Origin of the sequence: Bradyrhizobium sp. AZCC 2262, from assembly GCF_036924535.1 — a bacterium.
Classification (GTDB): domain Bacteria; phylum Pseudomonadota; class Alphaproteobacteria; order Rhizobiales; family Xanthobacteraceae; genus Bradyrhizobium.
Genome location: NZ_JAZHRT010000001.1, coordinates 982,366 through 999,062 on the forward strand (window position 1 = coordinate 982,366; position 16,697 = coordinate 999,062).

The window sequence follows — 16,697 nt, forward strand, 5'->3', positions numbered from 1 at the left end:
ATCTGTCCCGCCAGCCAGGCCCGTTACTCCAGGTCTATGGCGTTCAGGTCGGAACACGCGCGGCCATGCAATATTGCGCGCCGAGGGGTAGCCAACTCAGGCCAGCGTCAAGCTGGCGGAAAAACGCGCTATCGAACGGCGTGAAGATGATGAACCTTCGCTCCAGCTCAACCAGCCCGGTCGCCCGAAACAGCCTCGCCAGTCGGCCGGAGCGCAGCAATACCGCGTTCTCGTCGAACGGGCAGCTTCTTACGATCCACTGTGTAAGTGGATTGATCGGATTGTGTTCGACGATTGCAACCAGGCCGCCGGGGCGTACCACACGGCTCATTTCCGCAAGGAAGGACGCCCAGTTGGCCGGCGGCACGTGATGCATCACGGCGATCGCGAAGGCGGCGTCAAAAGTATCACCGCCGTAAGGGAGCCGTTCGCCGTCATAGACGTCGTAGTGAACATGCGGATTGGCTGCCTTGGCCTCGTCGATGACGGTGCCTGCAACGTCAATTCCCGTCAGCTTCAGATTACTCTTGGACGGATGGAGGTAAGGGTGGATCAGCCCCTGACCGCAGCCGACGTCGAGCACTTCGAGGGCCGGCCCGGCATCGCCCGAGGCCGCTTCCGAGACAGACTTCGACGGCCGAAGTCTGGAAAAGATATCAAGCAGGCAGCGCGCCTTTACCGCAGTGTAGAAATCCTGCGTCTGACCGCTGAAGGCGATCGCCTGGTTGATCTGCTGGCTGTAGCCATCGCGGTAGTGATCGAATTCCTTCATGGCATCTGGCCCGTCCCGGTACGATGACTTACGACTTCCGTCAGCGACCGTAAGGTGTCAACGGATTGTTGGGTATCGGTGCCGAAAACGTCGAGCGGTTTTTTGGACAGATTTACGCTGTATTCGACAACCGTCGTGGGACGCGATCGCACCTGATTGTAGATACGTCCGACATACTCGCCGATAATACCGAGGAAGATTCCGTTCAGGCTGATGCCGAAAAGCAACAGGACAGTAGTCGTCGCAAAGCCCGCCGGCCAGTTAAATCCAAAAAAGAGGCGCGAGAAGATATAAACGAAGCTCGCCAGGCAAGTGAGCACTGAGGTTCCGATCCCGATATAGGCGGCCAGGCGCAGTGGGAAAATCGAATGGGTGATCAATCCATCGATCGCCAAAGCCATCAGCTTTCCAACTGGAAATTTGCTTTCGCCGGATTGCCGAACCTGCCGGTCGTAGGGCACGCCGATCTGCCTGGTGGCGAGCATTGAGGTGAGGCCGCGGGTATAGGGGGCAGCATCGTCGATCAGATGCAGTTGATCCAGCAGCGAACGATCGATCAGGCGAAAGTCTCCGCTATCAAGCATCAGGTTGTCATCGGAAACGCTCTTGAGCAGGCGGTAGTAAGATCGGCGGGCCCACTGCAAGAGCTGGCTCTCCTGCCGGAAATGCCTGATGCCGACGACGACGTCGTGCCCCTGTTCCCAAAGGTCCAGAAATTTCGGAAACAGGCTGGGCGGATCCTGCAGGTCGCAATCCAGTTGAATCGCGGCATCGCCGGACGCGAGCCGATAACCGGTGAGGACGGACCTCTGAAATCCAAAATTTCTTGCGAACCGGACTGCCCGGACTCGCGTATCGCTCTTCGCCAACTCCGATATGATCGCAATCGAACCGTCGGTGCTGTGATTGTCGGTAAAGATGATTTCGAAGGTGTAGCGATCTTTCAGCAGGTCGAACGTATCGCGAACCGCTTCGTAGGCCCTCTTGATGTTCCCTTCCTCGTTGTATACGGGGATCAGAACCGAGATAAGTTTTTGCTGGCCTTCAATACGCATTTTAGGGGTCATTCTACAGGTTCCTACGCCACCTGCGTCCGTTCGACAATCCGCGTTTCATTACCAGATGGTGGCGGAAGGGCAAAGCTTGGGTCGTCGGCTGCAGCGGGTCTCCAGCCGCCGAATGGGCTAGTCTACCCCAACCGCATAAGCTTGATTAGGTGTTGTGTTTCCAGTAATTGGTCGGGTGCCTATCCGCTGCGCCGACCACCCCCGCTGGCGAGGTCGGCTTCTGGGGAGATCGCATGCTTATGTACTACAATCCACGGCGGTTAAGGGTTTAAATGCTCGATACTCCAAACCATGACATCCCATCCGGAAAGCTAAAGTGCTGTCAAGTCTGCGGGTCCAAGCGCCTGGAGCTCGTCATTGACCTCGGCCATCAGCCTTTGTGCGACTCGCTTCCTTCCGAGACACAACTCGACGCTCCCGAGACGAGCTATCCGCTCCGCCAGGTGTGGTGCCGGGACTGCACGCTTTCGCAGATTGATTACGTGATCCCCGGCGAGGTGGTTTTTCATCCTGAGTATCCGTATCGATCCGGCATCACCAAAGAACTGGCAATCTATCAGGATGCGTTCGTTCAAGACGCGGTGTCCGATCTCGCGCTCGAATCCGGTCAGTTGGTCGTCGATATCGGATCGAACGATGGCACGCTGCTCTCCGGTTTCAAACAGCGCGGTATGCGCGTGCTCGGCGTCGAACCCACCAACATCGCGCGCATTGCCCAGGAGCAGGGCATCGACACGCTGCAAGCGTTTTTCGATGAAGATACCGCGCAGAAGATCGTGGAGACGCACGGGCACGCGAAGGTGGCGACTGCCACCAACGTATTCGCGCATGTGGCGAAGCTCGGTAGCTTCATTCGCGGCCTGGAGCGATTGCTCGCCGACGATGGCGTGTTTATCCTCGAGAACCACTACTTGCTCGACGTGATCGAGGGCGGTCAGTTTGACACGATCTATCATGAGCATCTGCGAACTTATTCTCTAAAATCGATCGTCAAGCTGTTCGAGTTTTTCGACTTTACGTGCGTCGATGCGCGCAGGGTAAGCCGCTACGGTGGCAACATTCGCGTTTACGTGGCGAAAGGGAAGGGAAGACCGGTAAAGCCGTCGATTGCAAAGCTGCTGAAGGCGGAAGACGACTTCGGACTTTCACGCCCCGAATGCTATGCAGGTTTTCGTGCGCTGGCAGAGAAAGTCAAACTTGACCTTCTGAACCTGGCGCTCGATTGCAAGGAGAAGGGCCTGAGCTTCGTCGGCAACTCATGCCCCGGCCGCTGCAGTACGCTGCTGAACTACGTCGGTATCGACCGCATGCTGATGCCCTATATTTGTGAGCAGCCGACGTCACTCAAGCTTGGTTTGTATCTGCCGGGCAAGCATATTCCAGTGGTCGACAACGAGCGCCTCATTCGCGAGCAGCCGGATTACGTGGTGTTGCTCGCTTGGCATTATGGCGAGCCCATCGCGGCGCAACTTCGGGCGAGGGGTCTGAAGTCCAAGCTGGTGATGCCTATGCCTGAGCTTCGCATACTTTCGATTTGAGCGTCTCGCACAGGGGGCGAGACGAAGGTGCACCGGCGACAGCGCGGGTCCTGAGCATGAAGCAGTTGGTGTCATGAAAGTGATGATCCTCGCCGGTGGCCTCGGTAGCCGTCTGAGCGAAGAGACAATCGTGCGGCCAAAGCCGATGGTGGAAATCGGCGGGCATCCCATGCTCTGGCACATCATGAAGATCTACTCTTCGTACGGCATCAATGAGTTCGTGATTTGCCTTGGATACAAAGGGTATTTGATCAAGGAGTATTTCTCGCAATATCTCCTGCACACCTCCGACGTCACGATCGATCTCAAGAACAACCACATCGATTTTCATGCCAAGAGATCGGAGCCTTGGCGGGTGACGCTGGTCGATACCGGCGCCGAGACCGAAACGGGCGGTCGCATCAAGCGGGCGCTGCCTTACATACGAGATGACGACGCGTTTTGTCTTACCTATGGCGATGGCGTTGCTGATATCGACATCCGGAAGCTCATCGATTTTCATCATTCGCATGGCAAGCTTGCGACGGTGACCGGAGTCCGTCCGCCCGGACGCTTCGGTAGTCTCCAGTTGCAGGATTCCACCGTGACGGGGTTCACCGAGAAACCGCTGGGAGATGGCGGCTGGATCAACGGCGGCTTTTTTGTCGTCAGTCCCCGGGCTGTCGATTTGATTTCCGGCGACTTCACCATCTGGGAACGCGAACCGCTGGAACAACTGGCGAAGCGCGATGAACTGCGGGTCTTTCGCCATGAGGGTTTCTGGCAGTCAATGGACACTTTGCGAGAGCGAAATCTGCTCGAAAATCTTTGGAAAGAGGGCAAGCCGCCGTGGCGCACGTGGGAACAAACCCGGACTTCTGGCGCGGCAGGCGCGTCCTCGTAACCGGCCACACTGGCTTCAAGGGTTCGTGGCTGAGCCTGTGGTTGTCGGTCATGCAGGCGCGCGTGTTCGGCTTCGCCCTCGCGCCTCCCACCAGTCCTTCTCTTTTTGAGCGAGGCGACGTAGCGGGCATTCTGGATGATACGCGCGGCGATATCCGGAATTTCGAAGCCGTTTTGGGTGTGTTGCAAAGGACCAAACCGGAAGTCGTCTTGCATCTGGCAGCGCAATCTGTCCTGCGAGAATCCTATGTAGATCCGATCGGCACGGTCTCAACCAACGTGATGGGCACGCTCAACGTGCTGGAGGCCGTCAGACAGCATAATATCAAGTCAAAGGCTGCCGGTGCGAACATGGTTCGGTCGCTTGTCATTGTGACAAGCGACAAGTGCTACGAAAACCGTGAGTGGGTATGGGGATATCGTGAGAACGAGCCGATGGGAGGCCACGACCCCTACAGCACCAGCAAGGGCTGCGCCGAACTCCTGATGTCGTCCTATAACCAAAGCTTTGGTGAGCCGCCCGCGGCGTCGGCTCGAGCCGGCAACGTCATCGGCGGAGGAGACTGGGCGAAGGATCGGCTCATTCCCGATGCGGTCCGGGCATTTGCTGCGGGCCAGGTTCTCGAAATCCGCAATCCGCATGCCATTCGTCCATGGCAGCACGTTCTGGAGCCGCTTGCAGGATATCTGCTTCTGGCGGAACAACTCTTCGACAAAGCCGCGGCCGTTGCGGGCGGCTGGAATTTCGGACCGGGCACCGATAGCGAGCAGAACGTGGCAAGTCTGGTCGAGAAGCTGGTAGCCGTCTGGGGGAATGAAGCGCAATGGAAGGATGCGGGCGGCGACAACCCGCATGAGGCGACCTTCCTGAAACTCGATTCGTCGAAAGCACATTTCAAGTTGGGCTGGCGGCCACGGCTGAACTTTGAAGATGCTTTGAAGCTCACGGCTGCGTGGTACCAGGCAGACTTGCGGCATCAGGCTTCGTCGATGCAGGACTTTACACTCGGTCAAATTCGCGACTACGCCGGAGCCTAGCGGCGCACACAGGATAAATTCGCGCCATGGCGGGATGGAATGCACAATGCCTGGAATCTGTCTGGCTCTGATTGGTGGCGGGAGATGGGCGCGCACCCACGCCGGAGTGTTGGCACAGTTTTCGGGGCGGATCGAGCGAGTTCTCTGGGTCACCCGCCACAACAGCGCGGCCGTCGATACCTTCATTGCACAGAATCCCGGCGCAGCCCCGACGTTCGAATTGTTCTCCAGCCTGAATGCGGCGCTCGCAGAAAAGCCCGACGCGGCTATCGTAGTCACGGCCGACTCCAACCACGCATCAACCGCGGAAATTTTACTACGAAACGGGGTGCCTACGCTTGTCGAAAAACCGCTAGCGCTGAGCGGTCAAAGTGCAAAGCACCTGATTGAACTTGCTGAGCAGCGCAACATTGCGCTTTGCGTGGCGCTACATTTGCTCAAGGCGGATTTTTTACACTATTTCCGACAGTTGTGGATTGGCCGCCAGATCGACAGGATTGAACTGGAATGGATTGATCCCGATTTTGAGATGCGACACGGGGAAGCAAAGTTTCTGAACTTGACTGCAAACAAGGCGGATGAAGCCATACCTCATCTTTGGTCAATACTGAGGGTGATTCAAAATGAATATGAACCGCAGCTTCGTGCTGCGAAACCTCGACCCCTCGGCGCCGTGGAACTGGAAATAGATGTGGGCTCTTCGCGAGCAACCATTGTGTTTGCAAGAAGAGCAACGGCACGAAAGCGCGCCCTCAGACTGGCGTTTCAGGACGGCGGGACTGCAGAAATCGACTTTACAACGGAGCCCGGCCGGATCGCGATTGATGGCGCGGACCAGCCAAACTTGGAAGCTCGCACCCGCATCAGGCCACTCGCTACAGAGATAAGAGACTTTCTGGACGCTATCGATCGACCGGAAAATATGGCTTTGTCTACACAGCTGGCTGCACACTGTCTTGGGTCTGTTACGTTGACAGAGACCGTTCGTGAGTTGCTCATAGAAAGAGAGGCGCAGGCCGTAGCGTTGCGTCTAATAAACGGCGGTTCAATGCATGAGCCCGACGTTTCAGCGTGGATTATCGATAATATCGCTCCGCTGTTGGACACTCAGGGGACGCGTATTGATAGCGCGGACCAAGAAACGATAGGCCGGATCATTGAGGCGGTTCACAAAGCCGTCAGTGAGGAAAGTTCATGCGTAGTAGCTTCGCGCCGGTCCGAGGCGTCACCCGCGATGATGTTAACTATCCGGCAATCCCGTTTCTTTGATCTCTTGATCAAAGACTTGTCTCAACTGCAAAAGCAGCGACCCATCGCCACATCCTGAGGCAATTGAGGGCAGCACGCGCGCACCGATCCGGTGGTGTTTGGCATTTATCGTTCAGCCTGAACGCGGTACCTGCATTCTCCAAAGGTGCTTGTGGTGAAGCGAAGACCGTTCAGGACGGCTCCCAGCCGATCGATATGAGCTTGGCTGGTGGAGCGACCAGGGGTTGGCCGATCCGCTCCCAAATCGCACCCTGGCCGGTGGCCTGGAGTGTCAGCTTGACCCAGCTTTGAGGTACCGGCAGCAGCCAGGGTGGTCTGCCGTAGCTCGCACGGTGACGCGCGATGAGATGTGCGACCGTCACCGGTGCCGGGTTGGATACGATGAAGGTCTCGCCCTGCGCGCGGGGATTGCTCAGCGCGGTCGTAACGGCCGAGTTGAAATTCTGGATCGACAGCACGGATCGCTGCGCACATAGCGCCCCGAAGGGAAGCGGAATCGGCAGGCGCGAAAGCCGGTGGACGGTCGCGAAGTTTCCCTTCTCGCCTTCGCCATAGATCACGACGGGACGCAGGATTGTAAACGAAATTCCGGCCGCGCGTATCGCCTGTTCGGCGGCAAATTTGGATCGTCCATACGCGTTGTTCGGCGTCGGAAAATCATCCTCGGTGAGGTCGTGATCCGCATAAGAGCCGGACTGGGCGGCGATCGAGGAAATGAACACCAGATGCTTTGTCGGGCCGCGCGATATCGCTCGTGCCAGCGCCGACGTCGCGCGATGATTGACGCGATCATAAAAATCGTCGCCGGCGTATTTGTGAGCAATGCCGGCAAGATGAACGACGGCGTCGCATTGGTCCAGCAGGGGTTGCCAGTCGAACAACCGCGAGAGATCCGAAAGCGGAACGGCGGTCACGTCCGGATTGTCGAAGGAGGTCACCACTCTCGATGCAGCGATCACGCTATAGCCCTGCGCAACAAGATACGGAACCAGATGACGTCCGACAAACCCGTCGGCGCCGGTGACGAGCACCCTGGTTTTCTTGCTGTCGCGGCTATCCTGCGAGTCCGACACGGCGCTCGACCGGGGACCGGCTCCGTCGCAAGCAGGTATGGGACGTGAGTTCATCAGCCCGGGAACGCTTTTTCGCCGCTGAGTTTCCTGTTGCATCTAATCTGAAAAACCAGCTTTGCGTTTGGAATAGGCCCGCTGCCAATCTTCTTAATATAGGCCAGCGAATCGTATGGACGCAACCAAAGGTTGGCGGGATCCTTCTCTCCCGCATAAGAAGGGGGATACGGTGCCACCAGGCAGCGTTTGGGAGCTGGGATCCCGTCGAGCCATTTAACCCCATCCGATGAGGTTTAATCCCGCCGTTGGCGGGGCACACCGCGTGGTGCAGTCTTCCAGGATCATTGTCAACACCTTCGGACGGATGAAAATCCGCCGGCGCCGGCGAGAGTCGTGGGCTTACACTGCCCTGAAGGGTTGGCTGCGGTCAATCAGGCGGCTAACGTCGATTCTGACGGCTAATGGAACAAGGCTTCCCATGATCAGATTCGGCCTGCTCGGATGCGGGCGTATCGCAAAGCGCCATTCGGAACTTTTGGGCGGTAATCATATCGACGGAGCCGGGCTCGTTGCCGTTTGTGACGCCGTTCGTAACCGCGCCGACGCGATTGCGTCGAAGTTCGGCATTCCTGCGATTTATGGTATGGATGACTTCCTCGCCCGGAAGGACATCGACGCGGTGACGGTGCTGACGCCGAGCGGGATGCATCCCGACCATGTCATCGCCTGCGCGAAGGCCGGAAAGCACGTCGTCGTCGAGAAGCCGATGGCGCTGCGGCTGCAGGATGCCGACGACATGATCCGCGCCTGCGACGAAGCCGGGGTCAAGCTGTTCGTCGTCAAGCAGAATCGCTTCAACGTTCCTGTCGTGAAGGCGCGCGAGGCGCTGGAGGCCGGCCGCTTCGGCCGATTGATTCTCGGCACGGTCCGCGTCCGCTGGTGCCGCGACCAGGCCTATTACGATCAGGATGCCTGGCGCGGCACCTGGGCCTATGACGGCGGCGTGCTCTCCAACCAGGCCAGTCACCACGTCGACATGCTGGAATGGTTCTTCGGCGACGTCGTCAGCGTTCATGCCCGTGCCGTCACGGCGCTGGCAAAGATCGAAGCCGAAGACACGGCGGTCGCAACGCTGAAATTCCGCAACGGCGCACTCGGGATCATCGAGGCGACGACGGCTATCCGGCCGACCGACCTCGAAGGCTCGCTTTCGATTCTCGGCGAGAAGGGGACGGTCGAAATTGCGGGCTTCGCCGTCAACCAGATCCGGCACTGGCGCTTTGTCGAAGAGCTTCCGTCCGATAGGGACGTGATCGAGAAATTTTCCGTCAATCCGCCGAATGTCTACGGCTTCGGCCATCAGGCCTACTACCAGCACGTGATCGACTGCCTGGTGAACCAGCGTTCGGCGCTCGTCGACGGCCTCGAAGGGCGCAAGAGCCTGGAATTGATTTCCGCGCTCTACGAATCGATCGAGACCGGCGCCGAGGTGCCGCTTCGCTTCGCGCCGCGGCTGGGCCGGCTTGGTGTCGCCTCGTGAACCGGCCAGAGATACATCAGGCGGGCGTGCGCGACGTTGATTTCGGCACAGGCGTCAGAATCGTCGAGCCGTGCAATCTCTACGGCTGCAGAATCGGCGACGACTGCTTTGTCGGGCCGTTCACCGAAATCCAGAAAGGCGTCGTGGTTGGCGCCCGCACGCGGGTGCAGTCTCATGCCTTCATCTGCGAACTCGTCACTATCGGCGAAGACTGCTTTGTCGGCCATGGCGTGATGTTCGTGAACGATACGTTCTCGACCGGCGGCCCGGCCCGCGGCAACAGGGACTTGTGGCGCGAGACCGTGATCGGCAACCGCGTCTCGATCGGCTCCAACGCCACGATCATGCCGGTCAGGATCGCCGATGACGTTGTCATCGGTGCGGGCGCGGTGGTAACCAAGGACATCACGGCGTCGGGGACATATGTGGGCAATCCGGCGCGCCGGCTGCTGGCGGACAAGTAGGGAAGACGACCGATGCCGGTGCCTTTCGCGGATCTGCAACTGCAGTATCAGACCATCAAAAGCGAGATCGACGGCGCGATTGCCTCCGTCATCCGCGACAACGCCTTCATTCGCGGGTCCTACGTCGATGCCTTCGAACGGGAGTTCGCCGCGGCCGTCGACGTCAGGCATTGCGTCTCCTGCGCCAACGGCACCGATGCGCTGTATCTCGCGATGGCTGCGCTGAAGGTCAAGCCGGGTGACGAGGTGATCACAACGGCGCATTCCTGGATCAGCACGTCGGCGATGATTACGCACGCCGGCGCCACCGTGGTGTTCTGCGATACCGATGGCGCGACGTTCACGATCGATCCGGCGGCGATCGAGGCCGCGATCACACCACGCACCGTCGGAATCATTCCGGTGCATCTGTACGGACAGCCGGCGGACATGGACGCGATCATGGCGATCGCCAACAAGCACGGGCTCTGGGTGATCGAGGATTGCGCGCAGGCGCACCTGGCCCGCTATAAAGGCAAGCAGGTCGGGACGTTCGGCACGGCCGCGACCTATTCTTTCTATCCGGGCAAGAATCTCGGCGCGATGGGCGATGCCGGCGCGGTCATGTCCAATGACGATCGGCTGGCCGAACACATGACCATGCTGGCGCGTCACGGCGGTGTGGTGAAGCATCAGCATCACATCGAAGGCATCAATAGCCGGCTCGACGGCATGCAGGCAGCGATCCTATCGGCGAAACTGCCGCACTTGGCCCAGTGGACGGAAGCGCGGCAGAGCGCGGCCAAGGTTTATGACGCCGGCCTCAACCAGATCGAGGACGTCTTGGTGCCGGAGGTCGCGCCGGACCGCAGCCATGTCTATCATCTCTACACGATCAGGCATCCGCGCCGCGATGCGCTGGCCGCACATCTGAACGCCAATGGCGTGCAGACCGCGATTAACTATCCGACCGCACTGCCGTTCCTGGCCGCGTATCAGCGGTTCGGCCATCGTCCCGAGCAATTTCCCAATGCATCCAGCGATCAGGGGAAAATCCTGTCGCTGCCAATGTTCGCGGAGATCACCCGCGAGCAGCAGGACGAAGTGATTGATCTCGTTCGCAAGTTCTGAAGCGGGGCGGGTGCACTTATCGTTCGTCTGATATCACCTTGCCGTCGTTCGGCAGCGCGCCGGCTCCGACCAGTTCCACATTGCCGCCGAGCTTGGTCACCGCGCGCAGTGTTGCAGCGAGCTCGCTCTGCAGCGTCTCGGCCGGCGCTGCCGTCTCCGCCTTCAGCGTCATCAGATCACTCTCGCCGGATCGCGTGACGACGAGGCGCAGCCTTCCGAGTTCGGGATGGCGCTTGCCGATCTCGGCGACCTGTTCGGGGCGCACGAACATGCCCTTGACCTTGGTGGTCTGGTCGGCGCGGCCCATCCAGCCCTTGATGCGCATGTTGGTGCGTCCGCACGGGCTTGCGCCCGGCATCGCCGCGGTGAGGTCCCCGAGCGCGAGCCGGATCCAGGGATGCTGCGGGTCGAGCGAGGTGACGACGATCTCGCCGACGTCGCCGATAGCTACGGGATCACCGGTGCCGGGACGCACGATTTCCATGATCAGGTCCTCGTTGACGACCATGCCCTCGCGCGCCGGCGTCTCGAACGCGACCATGCCGAGGTCGGCGGTGCCGAACGCCTGATAGGCATCGACGCCGCGCGACTTGACTTCGTCCTGCAACGATTTCGGAAACGCCGCGCCGGAAACCAGCGCGCGCTTGATCGAGGAGACGTCGCGCCCGGCGCTGGCGGCAGCATCGAGCAGGATCTTGAGGAAATCAGGCGTCCCGCTATAGCCGACCGGCCGATAGGCCTCGATCAGCTCGAACTGCTGTTCGGTATTGCCGGGGCCGGCCGGAATCACCGCACAGCCCAGCGCCCGCGCCGAGGCGTCGAAAATGAAGCCACCGGGCGTCAGATGATAGCTGAAGGTGTTGAGCACGACGTCGCCGGGCCGGAAGCCGGCCGCGAACAACGCCCGCGCGCCGCGCCAGGGGTCGGCGTGAACGGGCTCCGGTTCGAAGATCGGGCCCGGTGAGGTAAACAGCCGCCCGAACGAACCCAAGGGTCCGGCAACAAAGCCGCCGAAGGGTGGCGCGGCCTTGTGGAGGGCAGGGAGTTCCGACTTGCGCAGCACTGGCAAGTCGGCAAGCGCGGCCCGGCCTGTCACGGCGGCCGGATCGATGCCCCTCAGGCGCTCGGCATAGGCCGGCGCGGCGAGCGCCTTGCGCAGGACGTCAGGGAGGCGGGAAAACAGCTCCGTTTCGCGTAGGCCCGGATCGCGCGTTTCAAGGGCGTCATAGTGGTCAGTCATGGCTGATGCCTCAGGTGAGGGCCGATTGCGCGCCGCCTCTGACGTGCTATCAGACGGCTTCTACCGGTGTTGATGTTCCAGGGAACGCAATGGCTGAAAGAGATACCGCTGCGGCGGCAGATACGCTGGATTCGGCCGATATCGTCGCGAGGCTGAAGCTTCGCATGATCGACCATTGCCTGCCGCTGTGGTCGACCGAAGGCTGGGACGACGTAGCGGGCGGTTTTATCGATCGGCTCGATCCGGACGGCCGCGCGGACCGCCTGGCGCCGCGCCGGGTCTTTGTGCAGGCGCGCCAGATCTATTGCTACGCCAAGGCGGCGCAAATGGGCTGGTATCCCGACGGCCGCGCGATCGCGCTGAAGGGCTTGGATCATCTCTTGGCGAAAGCGAAAGCCCCTGACGGCAGGCCGGGCTTTGTCCACACCTTGACGCCGGATGGCGCCGTGCTGGATCCGTTGCGCGATTCCTACGACCACGCCTTCGTGCTGTTGGCGTTGGCAACCGTCCACGCGCTCGATCGTGACGCGCAAATCCGCGCCGAGATCGATGCGCTGTGCCATTTCGTCGATACGGAGCTGCGCTCGCCGCATGGCGGGGTGCACGAAGGATTGCCGGTCTCGCTGCCGCGGCGGCAGAACCCGCAGATGCATCTGTTCGAAGCGATGATCGCGGCGTTCGACGCCACGCACGACATGGTATTCCAGAACAGGGCCGGGAATTTCTTCAGCCTGTTTCTGGCCAATCTCTACGACAAGCAACGGCAGGTGCTTGGCGAGTATTTCGAAGAGGACTGGTCGAAGATCGAGCCCATCAGCGTCGAGCCGGGGCATCAGGCGGAGTGGGCCTGGCTGTTGAAGGGCTTTGAACGCATCACCGGCTGCCCGACCGGCCGCTACCGCGGCGAATTGCTGGCGTCGGCGCTGCGCTATCGTGACGCGGCGACCGGCTGCCTGATCGACGAAGGCGACGCCGGCGGCAACATCAGGCGGCATACGCGCCGGCTGTGGCCGCAGACCGAAATCGCAAAGGCGTGGATCGCGCAGGCTGAAGCGGGCGAGGCGGGAGCCGCAGATGAAGCGCGCGCGGCGTTGGCGCGGCTCGAACGGCATTATCTCAGCCATCCCGTGGCGGGCGGCTGGTACGACCAGTTCGATCGCGACGGCAACTCGCTGGTCGCGACCATTCCTGCGTCTTCGTTCTACCATGTGCTTTGCGCGGTGACGGAAGCGGAGCAGGTTATCGGCTAGATGATAGGTGGCGGTCACAGCCACCGCTTTCGCCGCTTGAAGCTTTTCAGGTTTTTGAAGCTCTTGCGCTGGTCGCCGGCGCCGCCGAGGTAGAATTCCTTGACGTCCTCGTTGTCGCGCAATTCGTCGGCGGTGCCGTCGAGCACCACCTTGCCCTGTTCCATGATGTAGCCGTGGCTTGCGACCGACAGCGCCGCGCGCGCGTTCTGCTCCACCAGCAAGATGGTGACGCCGAGGTCGCGGTTGATCTCCTTGATGATGGCAAACACCTCCTTGACCAGGAGCGGGGACAGGCCCATCGACGGCTCGTCCATCAGGATCATCTTGGGCCGCGCCATCAGCGCGCGACCGATCGCCAGCATCTGCTGCTCGCCTCCGGAGAGATAGCCGGCCAGCCCGGTGCGCTCTTTCAGGCGAGGGAAATATCTGAAGACCATGTCGATGTCGTCGCCGACCTCGTTGTCGGTGCGGGTGAAGGCGCCGAGCTTCAGATTCTCGATCGAGGTCATGTCGGAGATGATGCGGCGGCCTTCCATCACCTGGAAGATGCCGCGGCGGACGATCTTGTCGGGATCGATGCCGTCGATGCGCGCGCCGTCGAAAAGGATCTCGCCGCGGATGACTTCGCCGTCTTCGGTCTTGAGAAGGCCCGAGATCGCCTTCAGCGTCGTCGACTTGCCGGCGCCATTGGCCCCGAGCAGGGCTACGATCGCGCCCTTTTGCACGTCGAGGCTGAGGCCGCGCAGCACCAGGATGACCTTGTCGTAGACCACCTCGATGTTGCGGACGCTGAGCAACGGGGCGGCCTGTGCCGCCGCCGTCGCGGGACGATTGATTACGGTTGCTTCAGTCATGTTTCCGATCCTGGCGTTGTTAGTGGAGCGGGTCGTCCCGCTCCACCCACCGCCGTCATCACCCGCGCATGCGGGTGATCCAGTATTCCAGAGGCGACTGCGATCGACCGAGACGCCGCGGCGTACTGCATCCCCGCCTTCGTGGGGGATGACAGTTGAGTGTTGAGGCGCCTGCAGGCGCGCCTGACATTACCAGCCGAGCCACTCGGGCTTGCGCGGCAGGTCGATCGTCTTCACCTTCTCCATCTTGATGCCGCCGTTCTTGACTAGATCGTTGAGCGGAGCATCGGTCGCGCCGGCGACCTTCATGCGATAGAGATCAACCTTGAGCGTGCCGCGGTGATCCGTCTCGGTGAAGGTCGAGGGATTGCAGATGCCTTCGCCGCCGGCGGGCACCCAATCCTTCTTCTGATAAAAACCCTTCTTGACGTTCTCGCCGGTGGCGCCGCCGTTCTTGGCAGCCCATTCGACGGCTTCCTTCATGTAGAGCGCGGTGCAGACGCCGGCGAGGTAGTGCACGGGACGGTAGGCGGTGCCGGCCGCATCCGACATCTTGGAGATTTCCATGAAGGTCTTCATGCCGGGCGCGTTGCCGCCCCATGCCACCGCGGTGCGCAGCGGGAACACCACGCCATCGGCGGCAGCGCCGGCGGCCTTGGCGGCGTTCTCGTCCATGCCCCAGACGTTGCCGAGGAACTGCACGTCGACGCCCGCGGCCTTGCATGCGTTGAGCACGGAGATGTTCGAGCCGGCGGTGTTGCCCAGATAAGCGTAGTTGGCGCCCGAGCTCTTCAGGGTCAGGCACTGCGCGCTGTAGTCGCCAGGCGTCAGGGCGAACACGATCGGCGGCAGCAGGTCGAAGCCGAGTTCGGCGGCCATTGCTTCACCCGCCGCCTTGGGTGCGTTCGGGTAGGGGTGGTTGGCACCCATATGGACGAACTTCGGCTTGCCCGGCTTGCCCTTCGCTTTCCAGTCCTCGGCTGCCCAGGTCAGCATGCCGCGAACCGCGTCCGAATAGCTCGGGCCGTAGAAAAAATTATAGGGTGCGGGCTTGGCCTTGCCGCCGGCACCCGTCGGGTCGGAGAGTGCGGCGGCATAGGATGCCGAAATATCGGGGATCTTGTCCTGGGCCAGGAATCCCGTCAGTGCCTCGGTGTCGGCGGTGCCCCAGCCGAGAATGGCGGCGACCTTGTCGGAGCCCGACCATTTCTTGTACTGGGCGATGGCGCGCGGCACCTGATAGCCGTAATCGACGGTGTCGACATTGACCTTGGCGCCGCTGATGCCGCCATTCTTGTTGATCCATGCATAGGTGTCCGCGACACCCTGTCCGAACGGCGTTCCGACGTCAGAGGTGGCGCCCGAATAGTCGGCGAGATGCCCCAGCGAGATCGGCGCCTGGGCTGATGCCGCGGTGCTACCCAACAGCAAAGCCAGCGAGGCGGTGCTCAGTAGAGTCTTCATCGTCATAGACTAATCCTCCGGTTATTTCTCGAGGTCTTCTTGTTGTCCGTCCCGTTCCGACCTCAATGTGAGAACGGGTAGAGTTTCCAGTATGCCTTGATCTGACGCCATCGATGCGCGAGTCCATCCGGCTCGAACACCAGAAAGACGATGATGATCACGCCAATGGCCATCTCGCGCAAGAAAGCGATGTTGTTCTTTAGTCCGAGAAATTGATCGATCGGACTGCCGCGCAGCGCGACGCTGAGCCATTCCATCGATTCCGGCAGCAGCACCATGAAGGCCGTGCCCATCAGCGTGCCCATGATCGAGCCGAGCCCGCCGATGATGATCATCGCAAGGAAGATGATCGAGCGATCGATGCCGAAACCTTCGTTGGAGACGACCTGATTGTAATGCGCATAGAGCGCGCCGCCGACGCCGGCAAAGAAGGCGGCGAGGCCGAACGACAGCGTCCGGTATTTTGTCAGGTTGATGCCCATGATCTCGGCAGACAGATAATGGTCGCGCACGGCGACCAATGCGCGCCCGTCGCGGGTACGGATCAGATTCGTCACGAGGAGATAGCAGACGACGACATAGGCGAGCACGACGTAGAAGTATTTCTTGTCGCCGCGCAGCGAATAGCCGAAGAGCGAGAACGGTTCGGCGCTGGCGGGAACACTGCCGCCGGTGAACCATTCGGCGCGCGCGAAGAAGTCGAGCAGGATGTACTGCGCCGCCAGCGTCGCGATCGCGAGATAGAGCCCTTTCAGCCGCGCGGCGGGCAGGCCGAAGATCAGGCCGACCGCCGCCGTCACGACGCCCGCGAGCGGAATGCAGAAGAACACGGGAATGCCGAACCGGTTCGAGAGATAGGCTGACGTGAAGGCGCCGAAGCCGAAGAAAGCGGCGTGGCCGATCGAGATCTGGCCGGTGAAGCCGACGACGATGTTCAGCCCAAGCGCTGCGATGCCGAAGATGCCGATCTGGATCAGGAGGCTGAGGCTGTATTCGTTCAGGATGTGAGGTGCAAAGCAGATCAGGACGATGCCCACGATCATGGCGTTGCGGCTGGTCGTGGTCGGAAACACGGTGGTATCCGCCGCGTAGCTGGTGCGGAAATCGCCGGCGGGAATGAAAGTCTGGCCTGCCATGAT

15 protein-coding genes are annotated in these 16,697 nt (G+C 60.7%); 8 read left to right on the top strand and 7 right to left on the bottom strand.

What is annotated here, in order from left to right:
- Positions 1-43 precede the first annotated feature (43 nt).
- Both V1283_RS04455 and V1283_RS04460 read right to left on the bottom strand, forming a co-directional pair.
- Positions 44-772 carry a class I SAM-dependent methyltransferase gene (locus V1283_RS04455; protein WP_334385236.1) on the bottom strand — a complete coding sequence of 243 codons (729 nt, stop codon included), beginning with the start codon at positions 770-772 and terminating at the stop codon, positions 44-46.
- The gene (locus V1283_RS04460) at positions 769-1,839 is read right to left on the bottom strand and encodes a glycosyltransferase family 2 protein (protein ID WP_334385237.1); all 1,071 of its coding nucleotides are present in this window, start codon (positions 1,837-1,839) and stop codon (positions 769-771) included. The genes V1283_RS04455 and V1283_RS04460 overlap by 4 nt, the downstream gene beginning before the upstream one ends.
- A gap of 272 nt (positions 1,840-2,111) precedes the next feature.
- Here V1283_RS04460 and V1283_RS04465 point away from each other — a divergent pair, with 272 nt between their 5' ends.
- The 4 genes from V1283_RS04465 to V1283_RS04480 all read left to right on the top strand — a co-directional run bounded on the left by V1283_RS04465 (position 2,112) and on the right by V1283_RS04480 (position 6,624).
- The gene (locus V1283_RS04465) at positions 2,112-3,377 is read left to right on the top strand and encodes a class I SAM-dependent methyltransferase (protein ID WP_334385238.1); all 1,266 of its coding nucleotides are present in this window, start codon (positions 2,112-2,114) and stop codon (positions 3,375-3,377) included.
- A gap of 73 nt (positions 3,378-3,450) precedes the next feature.
- Positions 3,451-4,260, top strand: a complete 810-nt coding sequence (gene rfbF / locus V1283_RS04470) for a glucose-1-phosphate cytidylyltransferase (protein WP_334385240.1) — start codon at positions 3,451-3,453, stop codon at positions 4,258-4,260.
- Positions 4,215-5,297 carry a CDP-glucose 4,6-dehydratase gene (gene rfbG, locus V1283_RS04475; RefSeq protein ID WP_334392950.1) on the top strand — a complete coding sequence of 361 codons (1,083 nt, stop codon included), beginning with the start codon at positions 4,215-4,217 and terminating at the stop codon, positions 5,295-5,297. The genes rfbF and rfbG overlap by 46 nt, the downstream gene beginning before the upstream one ends.
- 46 nt (positions 5,298-5,343) lie before the next feature.
- Positions 5,344-6,624 (top strand): Gfo/Idh/MocA family oxidoreductase, encoded by a 1,281-nt coding sequence (locus tag V1283_RS04480; protein WP_334385241.1) that lies wholly within the window; start codon positions 5,344-5,346, stop codon positions 6,622-6,624.
- Between the two features lie 112 nt (positions 6,625-6,736).
- Here V1283_RS04480 and V1283_RS04485 read toward each other — a convergent pair whose 3' ends face one another.
- A complete protein-coding gene (locus V1283_RS04485; RefSeq protein WP_334385242.1) occupies positions 6,737-7,639 on the bottom strand; it encodes an NAD-dependent epimerase/dehydratase family protein in 903 nt (300 codons plus the stop codon).
- A 475-nt stretch (positions 7,640-8,114) separates the two neighbouring features.
- Between V1283_RS04485 and V1283_RS04490 the strand changes: the two genes are divergently transcribed.
- The 3 genes from V1283_RS04490 to V1283_RS04500 are packed head-to-tail and all read left to right on the top strand — an operon-like array spanning position 8,115 to position 10,750.
- Positions 8,115-9,176 carry a Gfo/Idh/MocA family protein gene (locus V1283_RS04490; RefSeq protein WP_334385243.1) on the top strand — a complete coding sequence of 354 codons (1,062 nt, stop codon included), beginning with the start codon at positions 8,115-8,117 and terminating at the stop codon, positions 9,174-9,176.
- Positions 9,173-9,640, top strand: coding sequence for an acyltransferase (locus V1283_RS04495; RefSeq protein WP_334385244.1), 468 nt, complete (start codon positions 9,173-9,175; stop codon positions 9,638-9,640). The genes V1283_RS04490 and V1283_RS04495 overlap by 4 nt, the downstream gene beginning before the upstream one ends.
- Before the next feature lie 12 nt (positions 9,641-9,652).
- Positions 9,653-10,750 carry a DegT/DnrJ/EryC1/StrS family aminotransferase gene (locus tag V1283_RS04500; RefSeq protein WP_334385245.1) on the top strand — a complete coding sequence of 366 codons (1,098 nt, stop codon included), beginning with the start codon at positions 9,653-9,655 and terminating at the stop codon, positions 10,748-10,750.
- Between the two features lie 16 nt (positions 10,751-10,766).
- Here V1283_RS04500 and V1283_RS04505 read toward each other — a convergent pair whose 3' ends face one another.
- A complete protein-coding gene (locus tag V1283_RS04505) occupies positions 10,767-11,990 on the bottom strand; it encodes a phenylacetate--CoA ligase family protein (protein WP_334385246.1) in 1,224 nt (407 codons plus the stop codon).
- 89 nt (positions 11,991-12,079) lie between these two features.
- On the opposite strand from V1283_RS04505, the gene V1283_RS04510 reads away from it, so the two are divergent.
- On the top strand, positions 12,080-13,240 hold the full coding sequence (locus tag V1283_RS04510) for an AGE family epimerase/isomerase (protein WP_334385247.1): 1,161 nt from the start codon (positions 12,080-12,082) through the stop codon (positions 13,238-13,240).
- A 14-nt stretch (positions 13,241-13,254) separates the two neighbouring features.
- On the opposite strand, the gene V1283_RS04515 is transcribed toward V1283_RS04510, so the two are convergent.
- The 3 genes from V1283_RS04515 to V1283_RS04525 all read right to left on the bottom strand — a co-directional run bounded on the left by V1283_RS04515 (position 13,255) and on the right by V1283_RS04525 (position 16,694).
- On the bottom strand, positions 13,255-14,094 hold the full coding sequence (locus V1283_RS04515) for an ABC transporter ATP-binding protein (RefSeq protein ID WP_334385248.1): 840 nt from the start codon (positions 14,092-14,094) through the stop codon (positions 13,255-13,257).
- A gap of 189 nt (positions 14,095-14,283) precedes the next feature.
- Entirely contained in the window at positions 14,284-15,564 is a 1,281-nt protein-coding gene (locus tag V1283_RS04520; RefSeq protein ID WP_334385249.1) for an ABC transporter substrate-binding protein, read from the bottom strand.
- Between the two features lie 56 nt (positions 15,565-15,620).
- Positions 15,621-16,694: a branched-chain amino acid ABC transporter permease gene (locus V1283_RS04525; protein WP_334385251.1), complete on the bottom strand. Its 1,074-nt coding sequence runs from the start codon at positions 16,692-16,694 to the stop codon at positions 15,621-15,623.
- Positions 16,695-16,697 lie beyond the last annotated feature (3 nt).